Consider the following 16226-nt stretch of genomic DNA (forward strand, 5'->3'; position numbering starts at 1 on the left):
CTTTCATGACGACCGTTAAGACGCCCAAGGTGGTGAAGACCGATGCGGAATGGCGGGCCATACTCTCGTCGGAACAATACCGCATCACCCGTCAGCAGGGTACCGAGCGTCCGTTCACCGGCCCTTTCGTCAACAACAAGCAGACCGGCACCTATGAATGCGTCTGTTGCGGCCGAGCCCTCTTCCGCTCGGACACCAAGTTCGATTCCGGTTGCGGCTGGCCGAGCTATTTCGCTGCGATCGACGACCAGGCGATCCGCGAGATCGAGGACCGCTCGCACTTCATGGTGCGCACGGAAATCCGCTGTGCCGACTGTGACGCCCATCTCGGTCACGTGTTCCCGGACGGCCCGCCGCCGACGGGGCTTCGCTATTGCCTCAACGGCCATGCGATGACGTTTACCGAGGATTGACACCGGCGCGCGGAAGGAGTGGCATGGGGGCTGCTGTTCCATTAGGAACAGGCCCTGCACCGAAGCCGCGCTATCTAGACTTTGGGTCGAGCAAGCGAGAGGAGGTCCGCATGCTGCGCATCCTGACAGCACTCACGCTCCTGCTTTCGTCTGCCCTGGCAGCGGCGGCCGCCGACGATTGGCTACCCTATGCCAATGCGCGTTTCGGCTACGTGCTCGACATTCCGCCTGGCTTCGAACTGCAGAGCCAGGGCGACAATGGCGACGGCGCCAGCTTTCATGCCAACGACAATGGTGCGACCCTTTCGGTCTTTGGCAGCACATTGCTGGATGGCGACTTCGAGACTGACGTCAACGACCGCATCGGGATCGAGCGCGAGGGCGACTGGCGGATCGCCTATGCGCGGGTGACGGCAGCCTGGGCAAGCTTTTCGGGCGTCCGTGGGGAAGAAGTGTTTTATACCCGTGCCATCGCGCTCTGCGACGGCAGCGCCGCCTATTTCCGCCTTCAGTACCGCAAGAGCCGGCTCACCAGTTTCGACGGCGTGATCTCGCGGATGGCGGAGGCCCTCAGGCCATCGGAAGGCTGTCAGCACCCGCCTGTCGCTGCGGTTGCGGGCGAAGCGCCGAACTGACCGCCGCTCAGGCTGCGGCGCTGAAGCAGCTCACCACGGCCGAATAGTGAACGGCCGCACCGGTCACAACGAAACCGTGCCAGATCGCGTTCTGGAAGCGCAGCCTTTCCCAGACATGGAAAATCACGCCGGCGGAATAGATGATGCCGCCGATCAGGATCAGCACCAGCGTCGTTGCCGTCAGCGCCGACAAGAGCGGCCCGACAGCGAGCACGCCGCTCCAGCCCATGGCGAGATAGAGCAGGATCGCCAGCCGGTCGAACCGGCCGGGGAAAAGACATTTGATCGCAACGCCAAGGGCCGCAATCGCCCAGATGCCGATCAGCATCACGAACAGGAACGGGTCTTCCAACCCGCGCTGCAGGAACGGTGTATAGGTCGCGGCGATCAGGATGAAGATCGAGGAATGGTCGAAGCGGCGCAGGAACCATTTGGTCCGCGAGATCGGATAGAGATTGTAGAGAAACGAGATCGACAGCGTCGCGAGCAGCCCTGCCCCGTAGACGGCGGCGGCAGCGAGTTGGCCGCTGGTGCTCCAAAGCGTCGCATAGAAGATCAGTGCGGTGACACCGACGAGCGCGGCGGCAAGACCGATGCCGTGCACGATGCCGTCGGCAATCAATTCCGAGCGGTCATAGTTCCATTTGACGCCAGCGAATTCCACGCGATCCCTCTCCCGGGTCTCTGTCTTTTTCTCGGGCACGCTCGTAGCTGTCGCGCCATCATCGCCATCCTGCCACAGCCCTGGGCCGCCGCAAAGATATGGTGGCGTGGCGAAAGCATCAACTTTTGCAACGCATTACAACAATCGCATGACATATCTGCTGAGTGCGCGGGACCTTGTTCGCAGGCGCGGCGATGACCACATGCGCTGACAAGATTACGCCGATCGGGAGGAGAACCATGTCGAAGTTGCGCACCCCTCAGCCGGAACTGGCGGCCGCGCTCAGCGAGCTTTGCCTGCGATCGAAAGCGGTATGGGGATACGACGCCGCCTTCCTGGAGGCTTGCCGTCCGGCGCTGACGCTGACGGCCGAGGACTGGAAGGATTCGGACCTGCAGATCGCCGTCGATGGCGAGCGGATCCTCGGTCTGGCGCAGGTTCGCTCCGATGGCCAGATCGCCGAACTCGACAAGCTCTTCATCGATCCGGACGCGCGCGCCACTGGCATTGGCCGCAGCCTTTTCGCCTGGTGTGTCAAAGCAGCGCTCAACCGCGGCGCCACGGTCATGACGATCGATGCCGATCCGGGCGCTGCCGATTTCTATCGCCGCATGGGCGCGGTCGATGACGGCGTCATGGCATCGACCGTAATCCCGGGGCGCTTTCTGCCGAACTAAGATAACCATCCGAAGATCGCCGCTGCGGGCACGGCGGCGATCGCTCGATGGTTCATCTTCCGCCCCGGGCAACCTCCGCCGCACATTCCTGACAGAGCGGCGCATGGGGAACAGCTTGCAGGCGCGCTGACGAAATCGGCAGGCCGCAGCGGACGCAGGTGCCGAAGGTGCCGGCGGCGATCCGGTCGAGTGCCGCGTCGATCGCGCGGATCTCTTCCTGCCCGGCAAGCCCGAGGCCTTCCAGAACCTCGTCGCCTTCCCGCTCGGTCACGCGATCCGGCACATCGGCGTTCATGGGCTCATCGAGATCGTGCTCGATCTTGACCAGCCGCCCCTGCAGCTCCTCCTTGCGGTGGGTGAGGCGGCTGCGAAAATCGTCAAGCGCAAACTTGTCCATCTGAAGACTCCTCGGCGGTGGCGGCGCAGGATCGCGCCGCAGCCGCTCTTATTGTTGGTGGGTTACCGGTCGACGAGTACGGCGCAGGGGCAATGGCTGACCACGCGGCTCGCGGTCGATCCGATGAAGTAATCGATCAGGCCCGGCCGGTGGGAGGCGATGATCACCAGATCGGCATTCTCTTCGCTCGCGCAGGCGTTGATGGTGCCGGCAGCACCGCCGGTGCGAATTTCAACACGGCCGTTGATCCCGTGCTTGGTCTTCATGTCCTCGAGCGTCTTTTTTGCCTGCTTGCGGGATTCCTCGACCATCTCCAACGGGAAATCGACGATCATGTAGCCCTGCGCATAGGCATTCAGATCTTCGACAACGTTGAGCAGGACAATCTCGCCCCCTTCGTCGATCAGCTTCTCGGCGATGCCCAGCACAGATTCGCCGTGCTCGAGCTGATCCATGGCAATCGGGACGATGATCTTCTTGTACATGCTGTACTCCTTCTGTTGCCCTCATGGATCGCCGCGCCAGATGTGGCGGGCCAATCCCTCGTCTGGAGATTGCGCCTCGACCGCTTTCCCGGCTTTGATTGAAATCAAATCGAAAGCGCCGCGCTCGCGTGACCCTACTCAAATGGAGGTAGGGCGACGGCAACCACTGTCAACGCTCATCGAACACAACATCAAGCGACTGACGGGCTTCCGTGAACGGACGAGCCGGCCCATATTCCTGACAACAGTTTCAACGAAACTGGGCCGGCAGAGCGGCTACGGTTTCGACGCCCAAGGAGGCAGACATGACGGATACCCCGACCGAACACGCCCTTGCCATGCCTGCGCATGTCGACCACGCACATCTGGTCGTCCGGGATCTGCCCGTTGTTTCGGCCTGGTACCAGAAAATCATGGGCTTGAAGCCGATCGAAACGAGCAAAAGCGGCGAAACGCTCGGCGTTGCCGGCCACCCGCTCCTCAGCCTGACAACCGAGGGCAACGCTGCCAGGGCACCCCGCAATGCGCCGGGTCTCTTCCACAACGCCTTTCTCGTGCCGAATCGTGGGGAGCTCGGCCGTTGGCTGGCCCACGCCGCCCACAACAACACCAGGCTACAGGGCGCTTCCGACCATCTGGTCAGCGAAGCGATCTACCTCGCCGACCCCGAAGGCAACGGTATTGAGGTCTATCGTGACCGGCCGCGCTCCGAATGGAGCTTCAACCCCGACGGCACCGTCGGCATGGACACGCTGCCGCTCAATCTCCAGGCGCTCTATGACGAAGCACCCAAGGACAATTGGGACGGCATGGCTGATGGAACCGCCATCGGCCATATCCATCTGCAGGTCTCCAACATCCCCGAAGCCGACGCGTTCTTCCGCGACGTGCTGGGGCTCGGGCTGATGGCACGCTATCCGGGCGCGAGCTTCTTCGGTTCGGGCAAGTACCACCACCATGTCGCCGCCAACATCTGGAATTCGCGTGGCGCACCGAAGCGCGAAGGCCATATGACCGGGCTTTCGGACTATACGATCCAGTACAAGGACCCGGCCGAACGCGCCGCGGCGCTTGCCAAGCTCGATGCGCTGGAAATTCCGGTCAACCGCGCCGGCGATGGCTACAGCCTCATCGACCCCTGGGGCATCGGCCTCAAGCTGGTCGCCTGACCCCTCTCTCCCGGGCTGCAGACGAATGATGTCTGCGGCAACTCGTCGGCCGCAGCCGCCTCAGGCGCTGCGGTCGTATTTTTGCTGCGCCTCCAGCACCGCCTCGATGTTGTCTTCGGCCCAGCGCGTCAGGGCGGCGACCGTCGACGTCAGCGTGCGGCCAAGCGGCGTGATCGCATATTCAACGGTCACTGGCACGGTAGCATAGACGCTGCGGCTGACGAGACCGTCGCGCTCCAGCTTCTTTAGAACCTGCGACAGCACCTTCTGCGAAATGCCATCGATCTCGCGCTTCAGCTGATTGAAGCGCACCGGCTGTTCGTCAAGCTTGCCGAGCACCAGGACCGCCCATTTGTCGGCAAGCCGGTCCAGCACCAAGCGGGTCGGGCAAGTCTGGATATAGACGTCGTATTCCATCAGGCACGCCCCCACGGCGGTTTCCGGCCGGAAACCATGTCACCAAAACCTGCCTCCTTTACAGCATTTTTCTGGATTTATATCTAGTATCCATCCGCAATATGGTTTCATTTTGATACTAAGGAGCATGACGATGGCAGGCAAGATTCTGGTTCTCGGGGCAAATGGAACGATCGGCAGCAAGGTGGTGCGCGCGTTGATCGCAGCCGGGGAAACGGTCAAGGCAGCATCCCGCAAAGCGACGCCGGTCGAAGGCGCCGAAGCCGTCGCCTTCGACTACCAGGACGCCGCGACCTTTGGGCCTGCGCTAAATGGCGTCGACCGCATCTTTGTATTGACGCCGGGAGGTTACCTCGACCCGGTGAGCCTGCTCGGCCCGATCGTCACCGCTGCTGCCGCACGCGGCATCAAGATCGTGCTGATGACCGTCATCGGCGTCGACGCGGATGACAAGATCCCCTACCGCCAGCTCGAACTGCTTGTCGAAAAGACCGGCGCGCCCTTCGTCATCCTTCGCCCCAACTGGTTCTCCGACAACTTCCAGACCTACTGGATCGAGGGCATCCGCCATGGCGCTATCGCCGTGCCGGCGGCCGAGGGCAAGACGAGCTTCATCGATACGCGCGACATCGCCGAATGTGCGGCAGCCGCCCTCACGAGCGACGCCTTCAACGGACGCGCCTACAATCTCACCGGCCCGGAGGCGCTGAGCTACGACGAAGCCGCCGCGATCCTGTCGCGCGTCACCGGCAAACCGATCGCCTATGCACCGGTCGACGACGATACCTTCGTTGACATTCTGACAGCTGCCGGCGTGCCGGCGGACTATGCCCGCTTCCTTGCCTCCATCTTCTATCCGGTGCGCGAGGGCTGGGTCGCCAAACCGACCGGCGACGTGAAGACGATGACGGGCCATGAGCCGCGCAGCGTGGAGACCTACGCCAAGGACAACATCGCGGCGCTCAAAGGCTAGCCACTATCTGATCGCTCCCGCCCGCCGACTGGCGGGCGGCATGCCGACAGAGAACTATATATTCCTAAAGTTGCGGATGAAGCTTTTTGAAGTCCTGCGTCAACACGTCGCTGGATAGCCGCTGCTTAGTCGATCAATAAACTTGAGTATTTTACTCACATATCTTAACCGCATGCCCAAGTGGCCTCGCCCAAGGCCACATACATGCGGAGTTAATGATATGAAAAATAAGAATATTTTTATAGCTGCCCTGGCAAGCAGCACCCTGCTTTCAAGCCCTGCCCTGGCCGTTGACTTCCGCCCCCAGGCGGAGATCGAAGGCGGCTTCTTCAGCGGTGGTTCGGGTGCCAGTGGCGGCTTTTTCCTGCCCTTCGTGCTCGATTCGGGCAATGCGATTTTCATCGATACACGCGGCGCGATTGCGGCCTTGAGGCGTTGAGCGGCGACCTCGAAATGCGCGGCAACTTCTACCTGCCGCTGACGGGTGCCAAATCACTCAGCGCGTTCAATACGGCCTACGTGCGCGACCACGTGCTCGTCTTCCAGGAAGGCAAGGAACGGGCGCGGCGCGGCATCGATGCCGAAATCGGCGGCCGGCTGCCGGTGTTCGAGGAAGACTCCAAGGTGCAGCTCAAGGTCTTCGGCGGCAGCTACTGGTATGGCGGCCGCAACCTCGACGACATGTTCGGCGCCAAGCTGCGTGCGGAGCTGACCTTCGCCGACCTGCCCGGCCTCTCCGACGGCTCGACGGTTTCGCTCGGCGTCACCGGCACCTATGACAACGAGGACAAGCTCAAGGGCGCCGTCATGGCCCGGCTGCGCATTCCGTTCGGAGCGACCGGTTCGACCGGCAACGCCTTCGACCCGATGACGCAACGTGTCGAAAGGTCGACCAGGATCCACACCCACGCAGGCGCCACCGGCGACATCGAAGCGGCCCAGCTCGCCAACAGCGGCCGCAACGCCGGACGGGTCGTCACAGTTTCCTCGGCTTCGGGCAGTGCCTCTGATATCAACGCCCTGATCGGAGCTGCGGGCGCCAACGCGCTGATCCTCACCGACGGCAATCTCGGCGTCGACCAAGCGCTCGCACTCGGCAACGGCCAGACACTTCTCGGCGGCGGCGGTGCGCTTGCCGTGCGCGGCACAAGAAGCGGCGCGACGGCCACCTTCGTCAATGACGGCGCGGCCACGACGATCACCGGCTACAATCCGGCCCAGGACGTGATCGCGATGGCAAGCGGCAGCACGGTCTCGTCGCTTGCGGTCCGCGGCGGTCTCGCCGGCATCTCGGCGACCGATGCAGCGAACGTGACGATCGACAACGTCGATATTTCCGCCACCAATCACGACGGCGTTCGCTTTACGCGGGTCAATGGCGCGCTGGTTCAGGACAGCCGCATCCACGATCTCTTCATCTGCGAAAACAACACGACCTGCGAATTCTCGATCTACAATCCGAACAAGGCGCCCTTTGCCGCCGTCAGCTCCGTCGGCAGCCGCCACGTGACAGTACGCGACACCTCGATCGACAAGGTGACCTACGGCGTCTTTGCCGGCGGCGAATTCAGGAAGGTCGGCCGGACAGACTATGAGCTGGTCACCGGCACGGAAAACGTCACGATCGACAACGTGACGATCAGCAACTCCCGCCGCGAAGGTGTGCTGCTCGTCGCAGGCAAGGATGTCAAACTCGATCGTGTCTCGGTCGACAATTCCAAGCAGGATCGCGACATGGATCTCGTGGTGCTCCAAGGCACTTCGAATGTCGCCATCAACGACATGCGGCTCATGGGCGGCATCAACGGCCTGATGCTCGTTTCCAGCCCGAACCTCGATGCGACGACCACCGACGTCAACGTAAAGGGCCTGACGGTCGACGGCACGCGCAATGCCGGCATCTTCTTCAATCCGGTCTCGGGCATCTCGCTTCAGGACGTCGCCGTTACCAATGCCGGCACCTATGGCGCCTACATCTACGGCAACGAATACGAGTTCCTGGGAGGACCGGTGCGCGACATCGTGCTGAAGAACATGACGGTCGACAAGGCCGGCAAGGCGGGCCTCTACTTCTCCGGTCCGACCGAGGACATTACGGGCAATGTCAGCGTCACCAACACGCCGAAGGATTGCCTGCTCGACAACGGCTGGTCGGCGGGAACGATCACCCAGTCGCCCGGCTCGGTGCTGACAGTCAACGCTACCAAACTCGACCAGGGCAACGCCGCGGCCCGTTGCCGATAACGCGCAAGCCACGCCCGGACAGCTGGGCGTGGCTTCTCTTTGTTCCGATCGGGTTGACCTATTCTGGTTGACGGCACTCGAAGGTGACCGGGTGGTCACCGGCGATGCGGGGGACCGCCCCTCCCGGTTTCCGGGACGGTGCCCTGTCAGACCGGCAGGCGGCAGACTGCGCCGACGAGCCTGGCAACGAGCGGTCGCACGAGAAGCACGCAGATGAAGGCGACGGGCATTGCCAGTCCGTAGGAGCTGAGCACGCGGGCCGGATAACCGGCATCGATGCCTGTGTTGGCGCCGACGATGACGCAGCACATCAGAAACGCCATGATCGCCGACATGAAGAAGGCAAAGGCGATGGGCGCCGCTCGGGGCGGCAACTTGCGGCGACGCGCGATCCGCGGAGCCGATAGGGTGTCTTCCATCAGAAGCTCTCCTGAGATGACCGAGGGGACCACCCCCTCGCTTCGGACCGAACTTATACGGATCGCGCTGCGGCGATGTAGGCCATTGCAGCCTCCTTCAGAAATAGGCAAAACCATCGAATAGATACCAATATTCGATGGATGGGATTATGGACACGCTGCGCGGGGTGGAGAGTTTCGTCAGAAGCGTCGAAGAGGGCAGCATCGCCGCGGCCGCGCGAAAGCTGGGGATCACCCCCGCATCGGCAAGCCAGAACATTGCGCGGCTTGAACGTACGCTCGGCAGTCGGCTGCTCAGCCGGACAACCCGCCAGCTCGGGCTCACCGAGAGCGGCAGGATCTATTACGAGCGGGTACGCGGTGTCGTTCATGAACTGGAGCTTGCAGCCGCTGCCGTCTCGGCGCTCAACGCCGAACCGCGCGGACCGCTCAAGATCGCTTCATCTGTCGCCTTCGGCCGCCATGTCGTGGCACCCCTGGTGCCGTCCTTCGCTGCCAAATATCCCGATGTCTCGATCGAACTCGTCGTCACCGATCGGGAGATCGACCATATCGGCGAAGGGATCGACATCAGCGTGCGCTTCGGTCTGCAACTGGAACAGGGCTTGATCGCCCGCAAGCTTGCTTCCGTGCCGATGATCATCTGCGCCGCGCCATCCTATCTGGAGCGGCGCGGCCGTCCGCAACGGCCGGAAGACCTCATCCACCACGATTGCCTCGTCTATCGCTATGCCGGGCACGGCCGCATCTTTCGCTGGGCATTCACCCGCGACGGCTTGCGCTTCGAGCCGGAACTGAAAGCGACGATCGTCAGCAACGACATCGACACGCTTGCCGAAATGGCGATCGCCGGCGCCGGCATCACCCGCCTCGGAGCCTTTATCGCAGCGCCGCTGATGGAGCGCGGCCTGGTCGTGCCGCTGTTTGGCGGCGCACCTCGCGAAGGCGTTGCCAACACCGACCACGAGCCCTTCGACTTCTATGCCTGCTTTGCCGATCGCCAGGCGGAAACACCGAAGGTTCGGGCGTTCATCGACCATGCGGTGCAGTCGCTCAAGGGCCGGTGGTAGCCGTCACAATCGCCCGGTAGCCACGCTATAAGGCGGGCACCGCCTGCGGGACATTCTGCTGGTCGGCTTCCTCCGCGAGCTTTGCCTCGCGGCGAAGCTTGAGTTTATTGCCGACTTCGACGATCGCATGGATCGCCGGCACGAATTCCTCACCGAGGTCGCTGAGCCTGTATTCGACCGAAGGCGGTGACGTTGGCACGATCCGCCGTTCGATCGCGCCTTTCTCCTCCATCTCCTTCAGTCGTGTGCTCAGCACCTTCGCCGATATCCCGGGGATATCAATCTTGAGCTCACTGAAGCGACGCGGACCGCCGCTCAGATACCAGATGATGTTGGGCGCCCAGGCGCCGCCGAGCATGACCATGCACTCGCCGACCGGGCAGGTAGGCGGCAAGGGGGCGGCCCTATTCTTTCGAATTTTCAAGCTCATGGGCAAAATTCTCCAGTTACCGCGGGGAAACCGGAAACATCGGTAACATAAAGTTATCTCATATACAAAAGTTATCGCCTGAGGTTAGGTTCCGCCCGTCTTCGACAGAGACCACCATTGCAAAAGGAATTTGGCCATGAAGCTTTTTTATGCCCCCGGCGCCTGCTCGCTCTCGCCCCATATCAGCCTGCGCGAGGCCGGCGTCGATTTTGAGATCGTCAAGGTCGACACCACGACCCACCTCACCGAAGGCGGCGCCGATTTCAAGGCGATCAATCCCAAAGGCTATGTGCCGGCGCTGGTGCTGGAAACCGGCGACGTCGTCACTGAGGGTGCGGCCGTCGTGCAATATATTGCCGACCGTTTTCCTGAGGCCGGGCTGGCGCCCGCCAACGGTACGCTGGAGCGCACTCGCCTGCAGGAGCAACTGAACTTCATCGCTTCCGAATTGCACAAGGCGTTCTCGCCACTGTTCAGCAAGACGGCGAGCGCCGACGCAAAGGAAGCCGCCGCAGCGCAGGTCGGCAAACGCCTCGGCAACGTCGAGACGCTGCTATCCGATGGGCGCGCCCATCTGCTCGGAGACGCTTTTTCCGTAGCCGACGCCTATCTCTTCACCGTCGTCAATTGGACGAGCGTCACGGGTATTTCGCTTGGCCCTTGGCCCCACCTGACAGCCTATATGCAACGGGTCGGCCAGCGCCCGTCCGTGCAGGCGGCAATGCAAGCCGAAGGGCTGATCGCGGCATGAGTGGCGCCCCGAACGATCCGCAATTCGCCGCCATCGTCGAGGTGCTGCAAGGCTACTTCGATGGGCTCTACCGAAGTGACACCAGCATCCTCAAGCAGGTCTTCCATCCGAAGGCACTCTACGCTACGGCGACGGACGGCACCCTGCTGGAACTCGACATGGACAGGTATTTCCCTGTTGTCGACAAGCGTCCCTCGCCCGAAAGCCGTGGCGAGGAGCGCGCCGACCGGATCCTTTCGATCGAATTTGCGGGACCGGTGACGGCACTTGCGAAGGTTCAATGCGCTATCGGCGAAAAGGCCTTCACCGATCTTCTGTCTCTTGTCTTCGTAGACGGCCGCTGGCAGATCATCGCCAAGGTCTTCCACTACGACATCAAGCCCGCGAAATGAGGAGATGCAAATGCCCTATGTAAACATCAAGATCACCCGCGAGGGCGCGACCGCCGAACAGAAGGCCGCCCTCATGAAGGGCGTGACCGATCTGCTGCAAACGGTGCTCAACAAGGACCCCGCCACCACCTTCGTCGTCATCGACGAAGTAGCGCTCGAAGACTGGGGTGTCGGCGGACTGCCGGTTGACGAATACCGGCGAAAGGTCGGGGAAAAGTCCTAGCTGAACGAGGCCCCTTCTCCACCAAAGGAGGAAGGGGCAACTCAGCCGCCCGATGGCCAACATCCGTTGGGCGGCTCGTTTGCGCTTGATCGCTTTCGACAGGCTCTCTATCTCATTGTCTCCCGCCGCATTGATCCCGGAGACGCATCTTGTCCGTATTCAGCAACCTCCCCAAAGCTCCCGTCGCCGCAAAAAAGCCGGTGAGCGACACGCGCCACGGCATTACCCGCACCGATGACTACGCTTGGCTGCGCGCGGACAATTGGCAAGCGATGTTCCGCGATCCCTCGATCCTCGATCCGGAAATCCGCAAGCACCTGGAAGCGGAAAACGCCTATATGAACGCGGCCATGGACGACACGAAGGCGCTGCAGAAGGCGCTGTTTGCCGAGATGCGCGGCCGGATCAAGGAAGACGACAGCTCGATACCGGTCAAGGACGGCCCGTTTGCCTACGGCCACGCCTATGTCACCGGCGGCGAGCAGCCGCGTTACTTCCGCATTCCGCGCAACGGCGACCACAAGGACGAGGCGATCCGCCAACTGCTGCTCGACGGCGACAAGGAGGCCGAGGGCAAGGCTTATTTCCGCCTCGCGGGCCTCGACCACTCGACCGACCACAGCCTCGGCATCTGGGGCTATGACGACAAGGGCTCGGAATATTTCACGCTGAGGGTTCGCGATCTCTCCACCGGCGAGGACCTGACCGATATCATCGAGAACACCGGCGGTGGCGGCGCCTGGGCGCCGGACGGCAAGAGCTTCTTCTACACCGTGCTCGACGACAACCACCGGCCATCGAAGATCTTCCATCACGTGCTCGGCACCAGCCAGGCGGACGACCGGCTGGTCTATGAAGAGGACGATCCGGGCTTCTTCATGTCTGTCGGCGGCTCGCTGCTCGACGACTTCATCTACATCGACATCCATGACCACGAGACGAGCGAATATCGGCTGCTTTCGACCAGCGACCTGACGGCAGAACCGAAGCTCGTCGCCGAGCGCGTCACCGGTCTCGAATATTCGATGACCGAGGGCGGCGACGTCTTCTACATCCTGACCAACGCCGACGGCGCCAAGGACTTCAAGATCTTGGAAGCGCCGGTAAATGCACCGGGCAAAGAGAGCTGGCGCGAGGTGGTGCCGCACAAGCCGGGCACGCTGATCCTCAGCCACATGGCCTATGCCCGTCATCTCGTCTGGCTGCAGCGGCGTGAAGGTCTGCCGGAAATCGTCATCCGCGACCGAAAGACCGGCGAGGAACATGCGATCGCCTTTGCCGAAGAGGCCTATTCGCTCGGCCTTTCGGGTGCCGCCGAATACGATACCGACGTCATCCGCTTCTCCTACTCTTCGATGACGACGCCGTCGCAGCTCTTCGACTACGACATGGCGACGCGTCAACGCACGCTGCTGAAGACCCAGGAGGTGCCTTCCGGCCACAACCCGGACGACTATGTCACCCGGCGCGTCTTCGCCCCCTCCTGGGACGGCACTGAAGTGCCGGTGACGCTGCTCTATCGCAAGGACACGCCGCTCGACGGCTCCGCCCCCTGCCTGCTCTATGGCTATGGCGCCTACGGCATCACCATTCCGGCCGGCTTCAACACCAATTGCCTGTCGCTCGCCGATCGCGGCTTCGTCTACGCCATTGCCCACATTCGCGGCGGCAAGGATCGCGGCTTTGCCTGGTACGAAGACGGCAAGATGGCCAAGAAGACCAATACCTTCAAGGATTTCATCGCCGCCGCTGACTATCTGAATCAGCAGAAGTTCACATCCTACGCAAAGATCGTTGCCGAGGGCGGCTCGGCCGGCGGCATGCTGATGGGCGCTATCGCCAACATGGCTCCGGAGAAGTTCACCGGGATCATCGCCGCCGTGCCCTTCGTCGACGTGCTCAACACCATGCTCGACGACACGCTGCCGCTGACCCCGCCGGAATGGCCGGAATGGGGCAACCCGATCGAAAGCCGCGAATTCTACGACATCATCGCCGGCTACTCGCCCTACGACAATGTCGGCGCAAAGTCCTACCCGGCGATCCTCGCGCTCGGTGGCCTCACCGATCCGCGCGTCACCTATTGGGAGCCGGCAAAGTGGGTCGCGCGGCTGCGCGAGAAGACCACCGGCAGCGAACCGATCCTGATGAAGACCAACATGGATGCCGGCCATGGCGGCGCGTCCGGGCGCTTCCAGCGGCTCGAAGAGATCGCCTTCGAGTATGCCTTTGCGATCAAGGTCGCCGGCAGGATGTAACCAGTGCGGGATGAGGAAAAGTGTATGCGGTTTTCCGCCCGCATCCCGCTCTAGCTTATGGAATCGATCACGATGGATTTGGGGTCGATCCGACCCAAAATCATCGTGATCTAGGAGGCACTGCCATGCCCGTCCATGTCGCCCTGCTCCGTGCCGTCAATGTCGGCGGCACGACTTCGCTCGCCATGGCAGACCTGAAGGCAATCTGCGAGGGGCTCGGCTTTGCCGACGTCAAGACCTACATCCAGAGCGGCAACGTCCTGTTCCGCTCGGATCTGCCGGCAGCCAAAGCAGCAGCAATGCTGGACGGCGCCCTTCTCGAAAAGTTTGGGAAGGCGCCGGGCGTGATGGTCCGGACCGGCGCACAATTGCAGGCGATCGCCGATCGCGCCCCTTTCCCGGACGCCAAACCCAACCTGCTGCACATCGTGTTCCTCTCGGAGCCCGCACCCGCGGACGCGCTCGACAAGCTTGTCGCCCCGGATGATGAGGAAGTGCGGTTGGCTGGACACGAAATCTACATTCATTTCCCCAATGGCTCGGGACGTTCGAAGCTCAAGCTGCCGGCGGCAAAGGCCGGCACCGCGCGCAACCTCAATACGGTGCGCAAGCTCGCCGCTTTGGCGCTTGAGATGGAAGGTTAGGCGGCGGCCGGCTGGAACAGCAGCCGGACCAGGGATCGGAGTACGAGCAACTGCTGCGGCAGGCTTTCGGGCTGCTTCAGCGCTTTCGACAGGATGATGCCGCCTTCGAGCACGGTCGAAACCATGTCGGCCAATTGATCGACATCCAGCGGTTCGCGGGGCCGATAGACGCGCATGATCTCCGCGAACATCGCGCCGAAGCGTCGACGCCACGCCAACGCCGCCTGCCGGTTGATTTCCTGAATCTCGCGATCGAAGGCGCGCTCCTGGGTACACATCACCGCAACCAGACATCCGGGGTGGCCGTTCGGCAGGTCGGACAGAGTTTCGGACAGCAGTTTCAAACCGAGCAGGAACGCCTGCAGCGGGTCGTCGGCCAACTGATGGGCTCGACCGAAGATCTCATCGTAGATGCGCTCGTCGTTCTCGATGTAGCGTTCGAGCAGCGCCCGGGCGAGTTCGTTCTTGTCACGGAAATGGTAGAAGAACCCGCTCTTGGTAATGCCGATCTCGGCGATCAGTTCGTCGATCGAGGTCGCGCCGAAACCCTTCGCCAGCACCGCCGCCTCCGCGGTGTCGAGGATTCTCGCTCGCGTTTCCTCACCCTTTCGCATTAGCGGCTGCCCTACCATTGGTGCGGTTTCCGACAACGAAGGGGCCATCAGCCGACGACGCCGTGACGGAACCAACGCAGTAAGTGACTGATTTCGCTACAATATGCGGATATATTAGCAATAGTATACCTTAAGTCGTCTAGTTTAGAAGACGATAAAAAGGCAGTAATTTACGTGGTTCTGCGGGATTGGAGGCGTCCCCGAGCCCCATCAGCAAGACTGAACCGGTGGAGACCGACATGGCCAAATACCGACGGAGCCTGCCACTCTTGAAGGGTGGGCTGTTCCTGAGCGACGGCGGCATGGAGACGACGCTGATTTTCCACGAAGGCGTCACGCTTCCACACTTCGCAGCCTTCGTGTTGCTTTCGACCGCCGATGGGCGGCGTCGGTTGCTGAGCTACTACGCGCGCTACCTCGCGATCGCTCAGCAACATGGCATCGGCTTCGTGCTCGATACGCCCACATGGCGGGCAAGCTCGGACTGGGGCGTAAAGCTTGGCTACAATGACGAGGCACTGGCCGTCACAAACCAGAATGCCGTCTACATGCTTGCGGAACTGCGCGGCGAATATGAGCGCCCGCAGGCACCGATCGTGCTCAGCGGGGCGATCGGGCCGCGTGGCGACGGCTACCGCCTGGGCCGTATGAGCCCTGACGAGGCCGAAGACTACCATTCGCCGCAAATCTCGGCCTTTGCCGTCAGCGATGCGGACATGGTGAGCGCCTATACGCTGACCAGCATCGACGAAGCGACCGGCATTGCCCGTGCGGCCCAGAGCCACGGCATGCCCTGCGCCATTTCCTTCACGGTGGAGACAAATGGTCGGCTACCGGACGGCCGCACGCTTCAGACAGCAATCGAGACCGTCGACGCTGCGACCGGCGGCTATCCGCACTACTACATGATCAACTGCGCCCATCCGAGCCACTTCGAAACAATCCTCGACGCCGAAGGCACCTGGACGCAACGCATTGCCGGCATCCGGGCCAACGCCTCGATGATGAGCCATGCTGAACTCGACAATAGCGAAACGCTCGATGCCGGCGATCCCGCCGACCTCGGGCAGCGGTACAGAACACTGACAGCGCATTTGCCACGATTGCGCATCCTCGGTGGCTGCTGCGGCACCGATCATCGCCATATCGCGGCAATCTGCGAGGCCTGCCTTCCACCGACGGCGCTGAGCGCCTGAGGCACGGGGCCTCGCCCTCCCGGCCCTCTCGCGAGTAATCGCGGGAGGGCGCCGCGTTTTTGGGCTCCCGCAAAGCCATAGTGTTAGGGATGAGGAATGCGTGCGCGGCTTTCCGCCCGCATCCCGCTCACTTCCAAGAATCGATCACGATGATT

The 16226-nt window shown here is 62.2% G+C and carries 21 protein-coding genes; 14 read left to right on the forward strand and 7 right to left on the reverse strand.

The genetic code is table 11. From position 1 onward, the window contains the following. Positions 1-5: 5 nt before the first annotated feature. Together msrB and ASE60_RS11730 are read left to right on the forward strand one after the other, a co-directional pair. Positions 6-413, forward strand: coding sequence for a peptide-methionine (R)-S-oxide reductase MsrB (gene msrB, locus ASE60_RS11725; protein ID WP_057250433.1), 408 nt, complete (start codon positions 6-8; stop codon positions 411-413). A gap of 110 nt (positions 414-523) precedes the next feature. After that, positions 524-1048: a hypothetical protein gene (locus ASE60_RS11730; protein ID WP_057250435.1), complete on the forward strand. Its 525-nt coding sequence runs from the start codon at positions 524-526 to the stop codon at positions 1046-1048. A gap of 7 nt (positions 1049-1055) precedes the next feature. Here ASE60_RS11730 and ASE60_RS11735 read toward each other — a convergent pair whose 3' ends face one another. Beyond that, positions 1056-1712: a hemolysin III family protein gene (locus ASE60_RS11735; protein ID WP_057250437.1), complete on the reverse strand. Its 657-nt coding sequence runs from the start codon at positions 1710-1712 to the stop codon at positions 1056-1058. A gap of 239 nt (positions 1713-1951) precedes the next feature. Here ASE60_RS11735 and ASE60_RS11740 point away from each other — a divergent pair, with 239 nt between their 5' ends. Beyond that, the gene (locus ASE60_RS11740) at positions 1952-2389 is read left to right on the forward strand and encodes a GNAT family N-acetyltransferase (RefSeq protein WP_057250439.1); all 438 of its coding nucleotides are present in this window, start codon (positions 1952-1954) and stop codon (positions 2387-2389) included. Positions 2390-2441: 52 nt separating this feature from the next. On the opposite strand, the gene ASE60_RS11745 is transcribed toward ASE60_RS11740, so the two are convergent. Continuing rightward, the gene (locus tag ASE60_RS11745; protein ID WP_057250441.1) at positions 2442-2786 is read right to left on the reverse strand and encodes a TraR/DksA C4-type zinc finger protein; all 345 of its coding nucleotides are present in this window, start codon (positions 2784-2786) and stop codon (positions 2442-2444) included. 62 nt (positions 2787-2848) lie between these two features. Further along, positions 2849-3271, reverse strand: coding sequence for a universal stress protein (locus ASE60_RS11750; RefSeq protein WP_057250443.1), 423 nt, complete (start codon positions 3269-3271; stop codon positions 2849-2851). A gap of 305 nt (positions 3272-3576) precedes the next feature. Between ASE60_RS11750 and ASE60_RS11755 the strand changes: the two genes are divergently transcribed. After that, entirely contained in the window at positions 3577-4440 is an 864-nt protein-coding gene (locus ASE60_RS11755) for a VOC family protein (RefSeq protein WP_057250445.1), read from the forward strand. Positions 4441-4500: 60 nt separating this feature from the next. Here the strand turns inward: ASE60_RS11755 and ASE60_RS11760 are convergent, their stop codons facing one another. Continuing rightward, complete coding sequence (locus ASE60_RS11760; RefSeq protein WP_057250447.1) at positions 4501-4857, reverse strand: helix-turn-helix domain-containing protein; 357 nt, start codon at positions 4855-4857, stop codon at positions 4501-4503. 133 nt (positions 4858-4990) lie between these two features. Between ASE60_RS11760 and ASE60_RS11765 the strand changes: the two genes are divergently transcribed. From ASE60_RS11765 to ASE60_RS11775, 3 genes are all read left to right on the forward strand, one after another. Further along, the gene (locus ASE60_RS11765) at positions 4991-5830 is read left to right on the forward strand and encodes an SDR family oxidoreductase (protein ID WP_057250449.1); all 840 of its coding nucleotides are present in this window, start codon (positions 4991-4993) and stop codon (positions 5828-5830) included. 220 nt (positions 5831-6050) lie between these two features. Beyond that, the gene (locus tag ASE60_RS11770; protein WP_057250451.1) at positions 6051-6269 is read left to right on the forward strand and encodes a hypothetical protein; all 219 of its coding nucleotides are present in this window, start codon (positions 6051-6053) and stop codon (positions 6267-6269) included. 14 nt (positions 6270-6283) lie between these two features. Then, positions 6284-8074 carry a right-handed parallel beta-helix repeat-containing protein gene (locus tag ASE60_RS11775; protein WP_156414632.1) on the forward strand — a complete coding sequence of 597 codons (1791 nt, stop codon included), beginning with the start codon at positions 6284-6286 and terminating at the stop codon, positions 8072-8074. Positions 8075-8220: 146 nt separating this feature from the next. Here the strand turns inward: ASE60_RS11775 and ASE60_RS11780 are convergent, their stop codons facing one another. Beyond that, entirely contained in the window at positions 8221-8493 is a 273-nt protein-coding gene (locus ASE60_RS11780; RefSeq protein WP_057250454.1) for a DUF2798 domain-containing protein, read from the reverse strand. A gap of 149 nt (positions 8494-8642) precedes the next feature. Between ASE60_RS11780 and ASE60_RS11785 the strand changes: the two genes are divergently transcribed. Further along, positions 8643-9563, forward strand: coding sequence for a LysR family transcriptional regulator (locus tag ASE60_RS11785; RefSeq protein ID WP_057250456.1), 921 nt, complete (start codon positions 8643-8645; stop codon positions 9561-9563). Between the two features lie 25 nt (positions 9564-9588). Here the strand turns inward: ASE60_RS11785 and ASE60_RS11790 are convergent, their stop codons facing one another. Then, positions 9589-9993, reverse strand: coding sequence for a helix-turn-helix domain-containing protein (locus ASE60_RS11790; protein ID WP_057250457.1), 405 nt, complete (start codon positions 9991-9993; stop codon positions 9589-9591). Positions 9994-10129: 136 nt separating this feature from the next. Here ASE60_RS11790 and gstA point away from each other — a divergent pair, with 136 nt between their 5' ends. The 5 genes from gstA (at position 10130) to ASE60_RS11815 (ending at position 14261) form a co-directional block, all read left to right on the forward strand. Then, complete coding sequence (gene gstA, locus ASE60_RS11795) at positions 10130-10744, forward strand: glutathione transferase GstA (RefSeq protein ID WP_057250459.1); 615 nt, start codon at positions 10130-10132, stop codon at positions 10742-10744. Beyond that, complete coding sequence (locus ASE60_RS11800) at positions 10741-11136, forward strand: nuclear transport factor 2 family protein (protein ID WP_057250461.1); 396 nt, start codon at positions 10741-10743, stop codon at positions 11134-11136. Before gstA ends, ASE60_RS11800 begins: the two co-directional genes overlap by 4 nt. Before the next feature lie 10 nt (positions 11137-11146). Then, complete coding sequence (locus ASE60_RS11805) at positions 11147-11359, forward strand: 4-oxalocrotonate tautomerase family protein (RefSeq protein WP_057250463.1); 213 nt, start codon at positions 11147-11149, stop codon at positions 11357-11359. A 149-nt stretch (positions 11360-11508) separates the two neighbouring features. Then, positions 11509-13617: a S9 family peptidase gene (locus tag ASE60_RS11810; RefSeq protein ID WP_057250465.1), complete on the forward strand. Its 2109-nt coding sequence runs from the start codon at positions 11509-11511 to the stop codon at positions 13615-13617. 125 nt (positions 13618-13742) lie between these two features. Beyond that, on the forward strand, positions 13743-14261 hold the full coding sequence (locus tag ASE60_RS11815) for a DUF1697 domain-containing protein (protein ID WP_057250467.1): 519 nt from the start codon (positions 13743-13745) through the stop codon (positions 14259-14261). On the opposite strand, the gene ASE60_RS11820 is transcribed toward ASE60_RS11815, so the two are convergent. Beyond that, a complete protein-coding gene (locus tag ASE60_RS11820) occupies positions 14258-14875 on the reverse strand; it encodes a TetR/AcrR family transcriptional regulator (RefSeq protein ID WP_057250469.1) in 618 nt (205 codons plus the stop codon). The genes ASE60_RS11815 and ASE60_RS11820 overlap by 4 nt on opposite strands. A gap of 239 nt (positions 14876-15114) precedes the next feature. Between ASE60_RS11820 and ASE60_RS11825 the strand changes: the two genes are divergently transcribed. After that, positions 15115-16071, forward strand: a complete 957-nt coding sequence (locus ASE60_RS11825; RefSeq protein WP_057250471.1) for a homocysteine S-methyltransferase family protein — start codon at positions 15115-15117, stop codon at positions 16069-16071. Positions 16072-16226: the final 155 nt, after the last annotated feature.

This window comes from Ensifer sp. Root278 (genome assembly GCF_001429285.1).
Taxonomy (GTDB): domain Bacteria; phylum Pseudomonadota; class Alphaproteobacteria; order Rhizobiales; family Rhizobiaceae; genus Ensifer.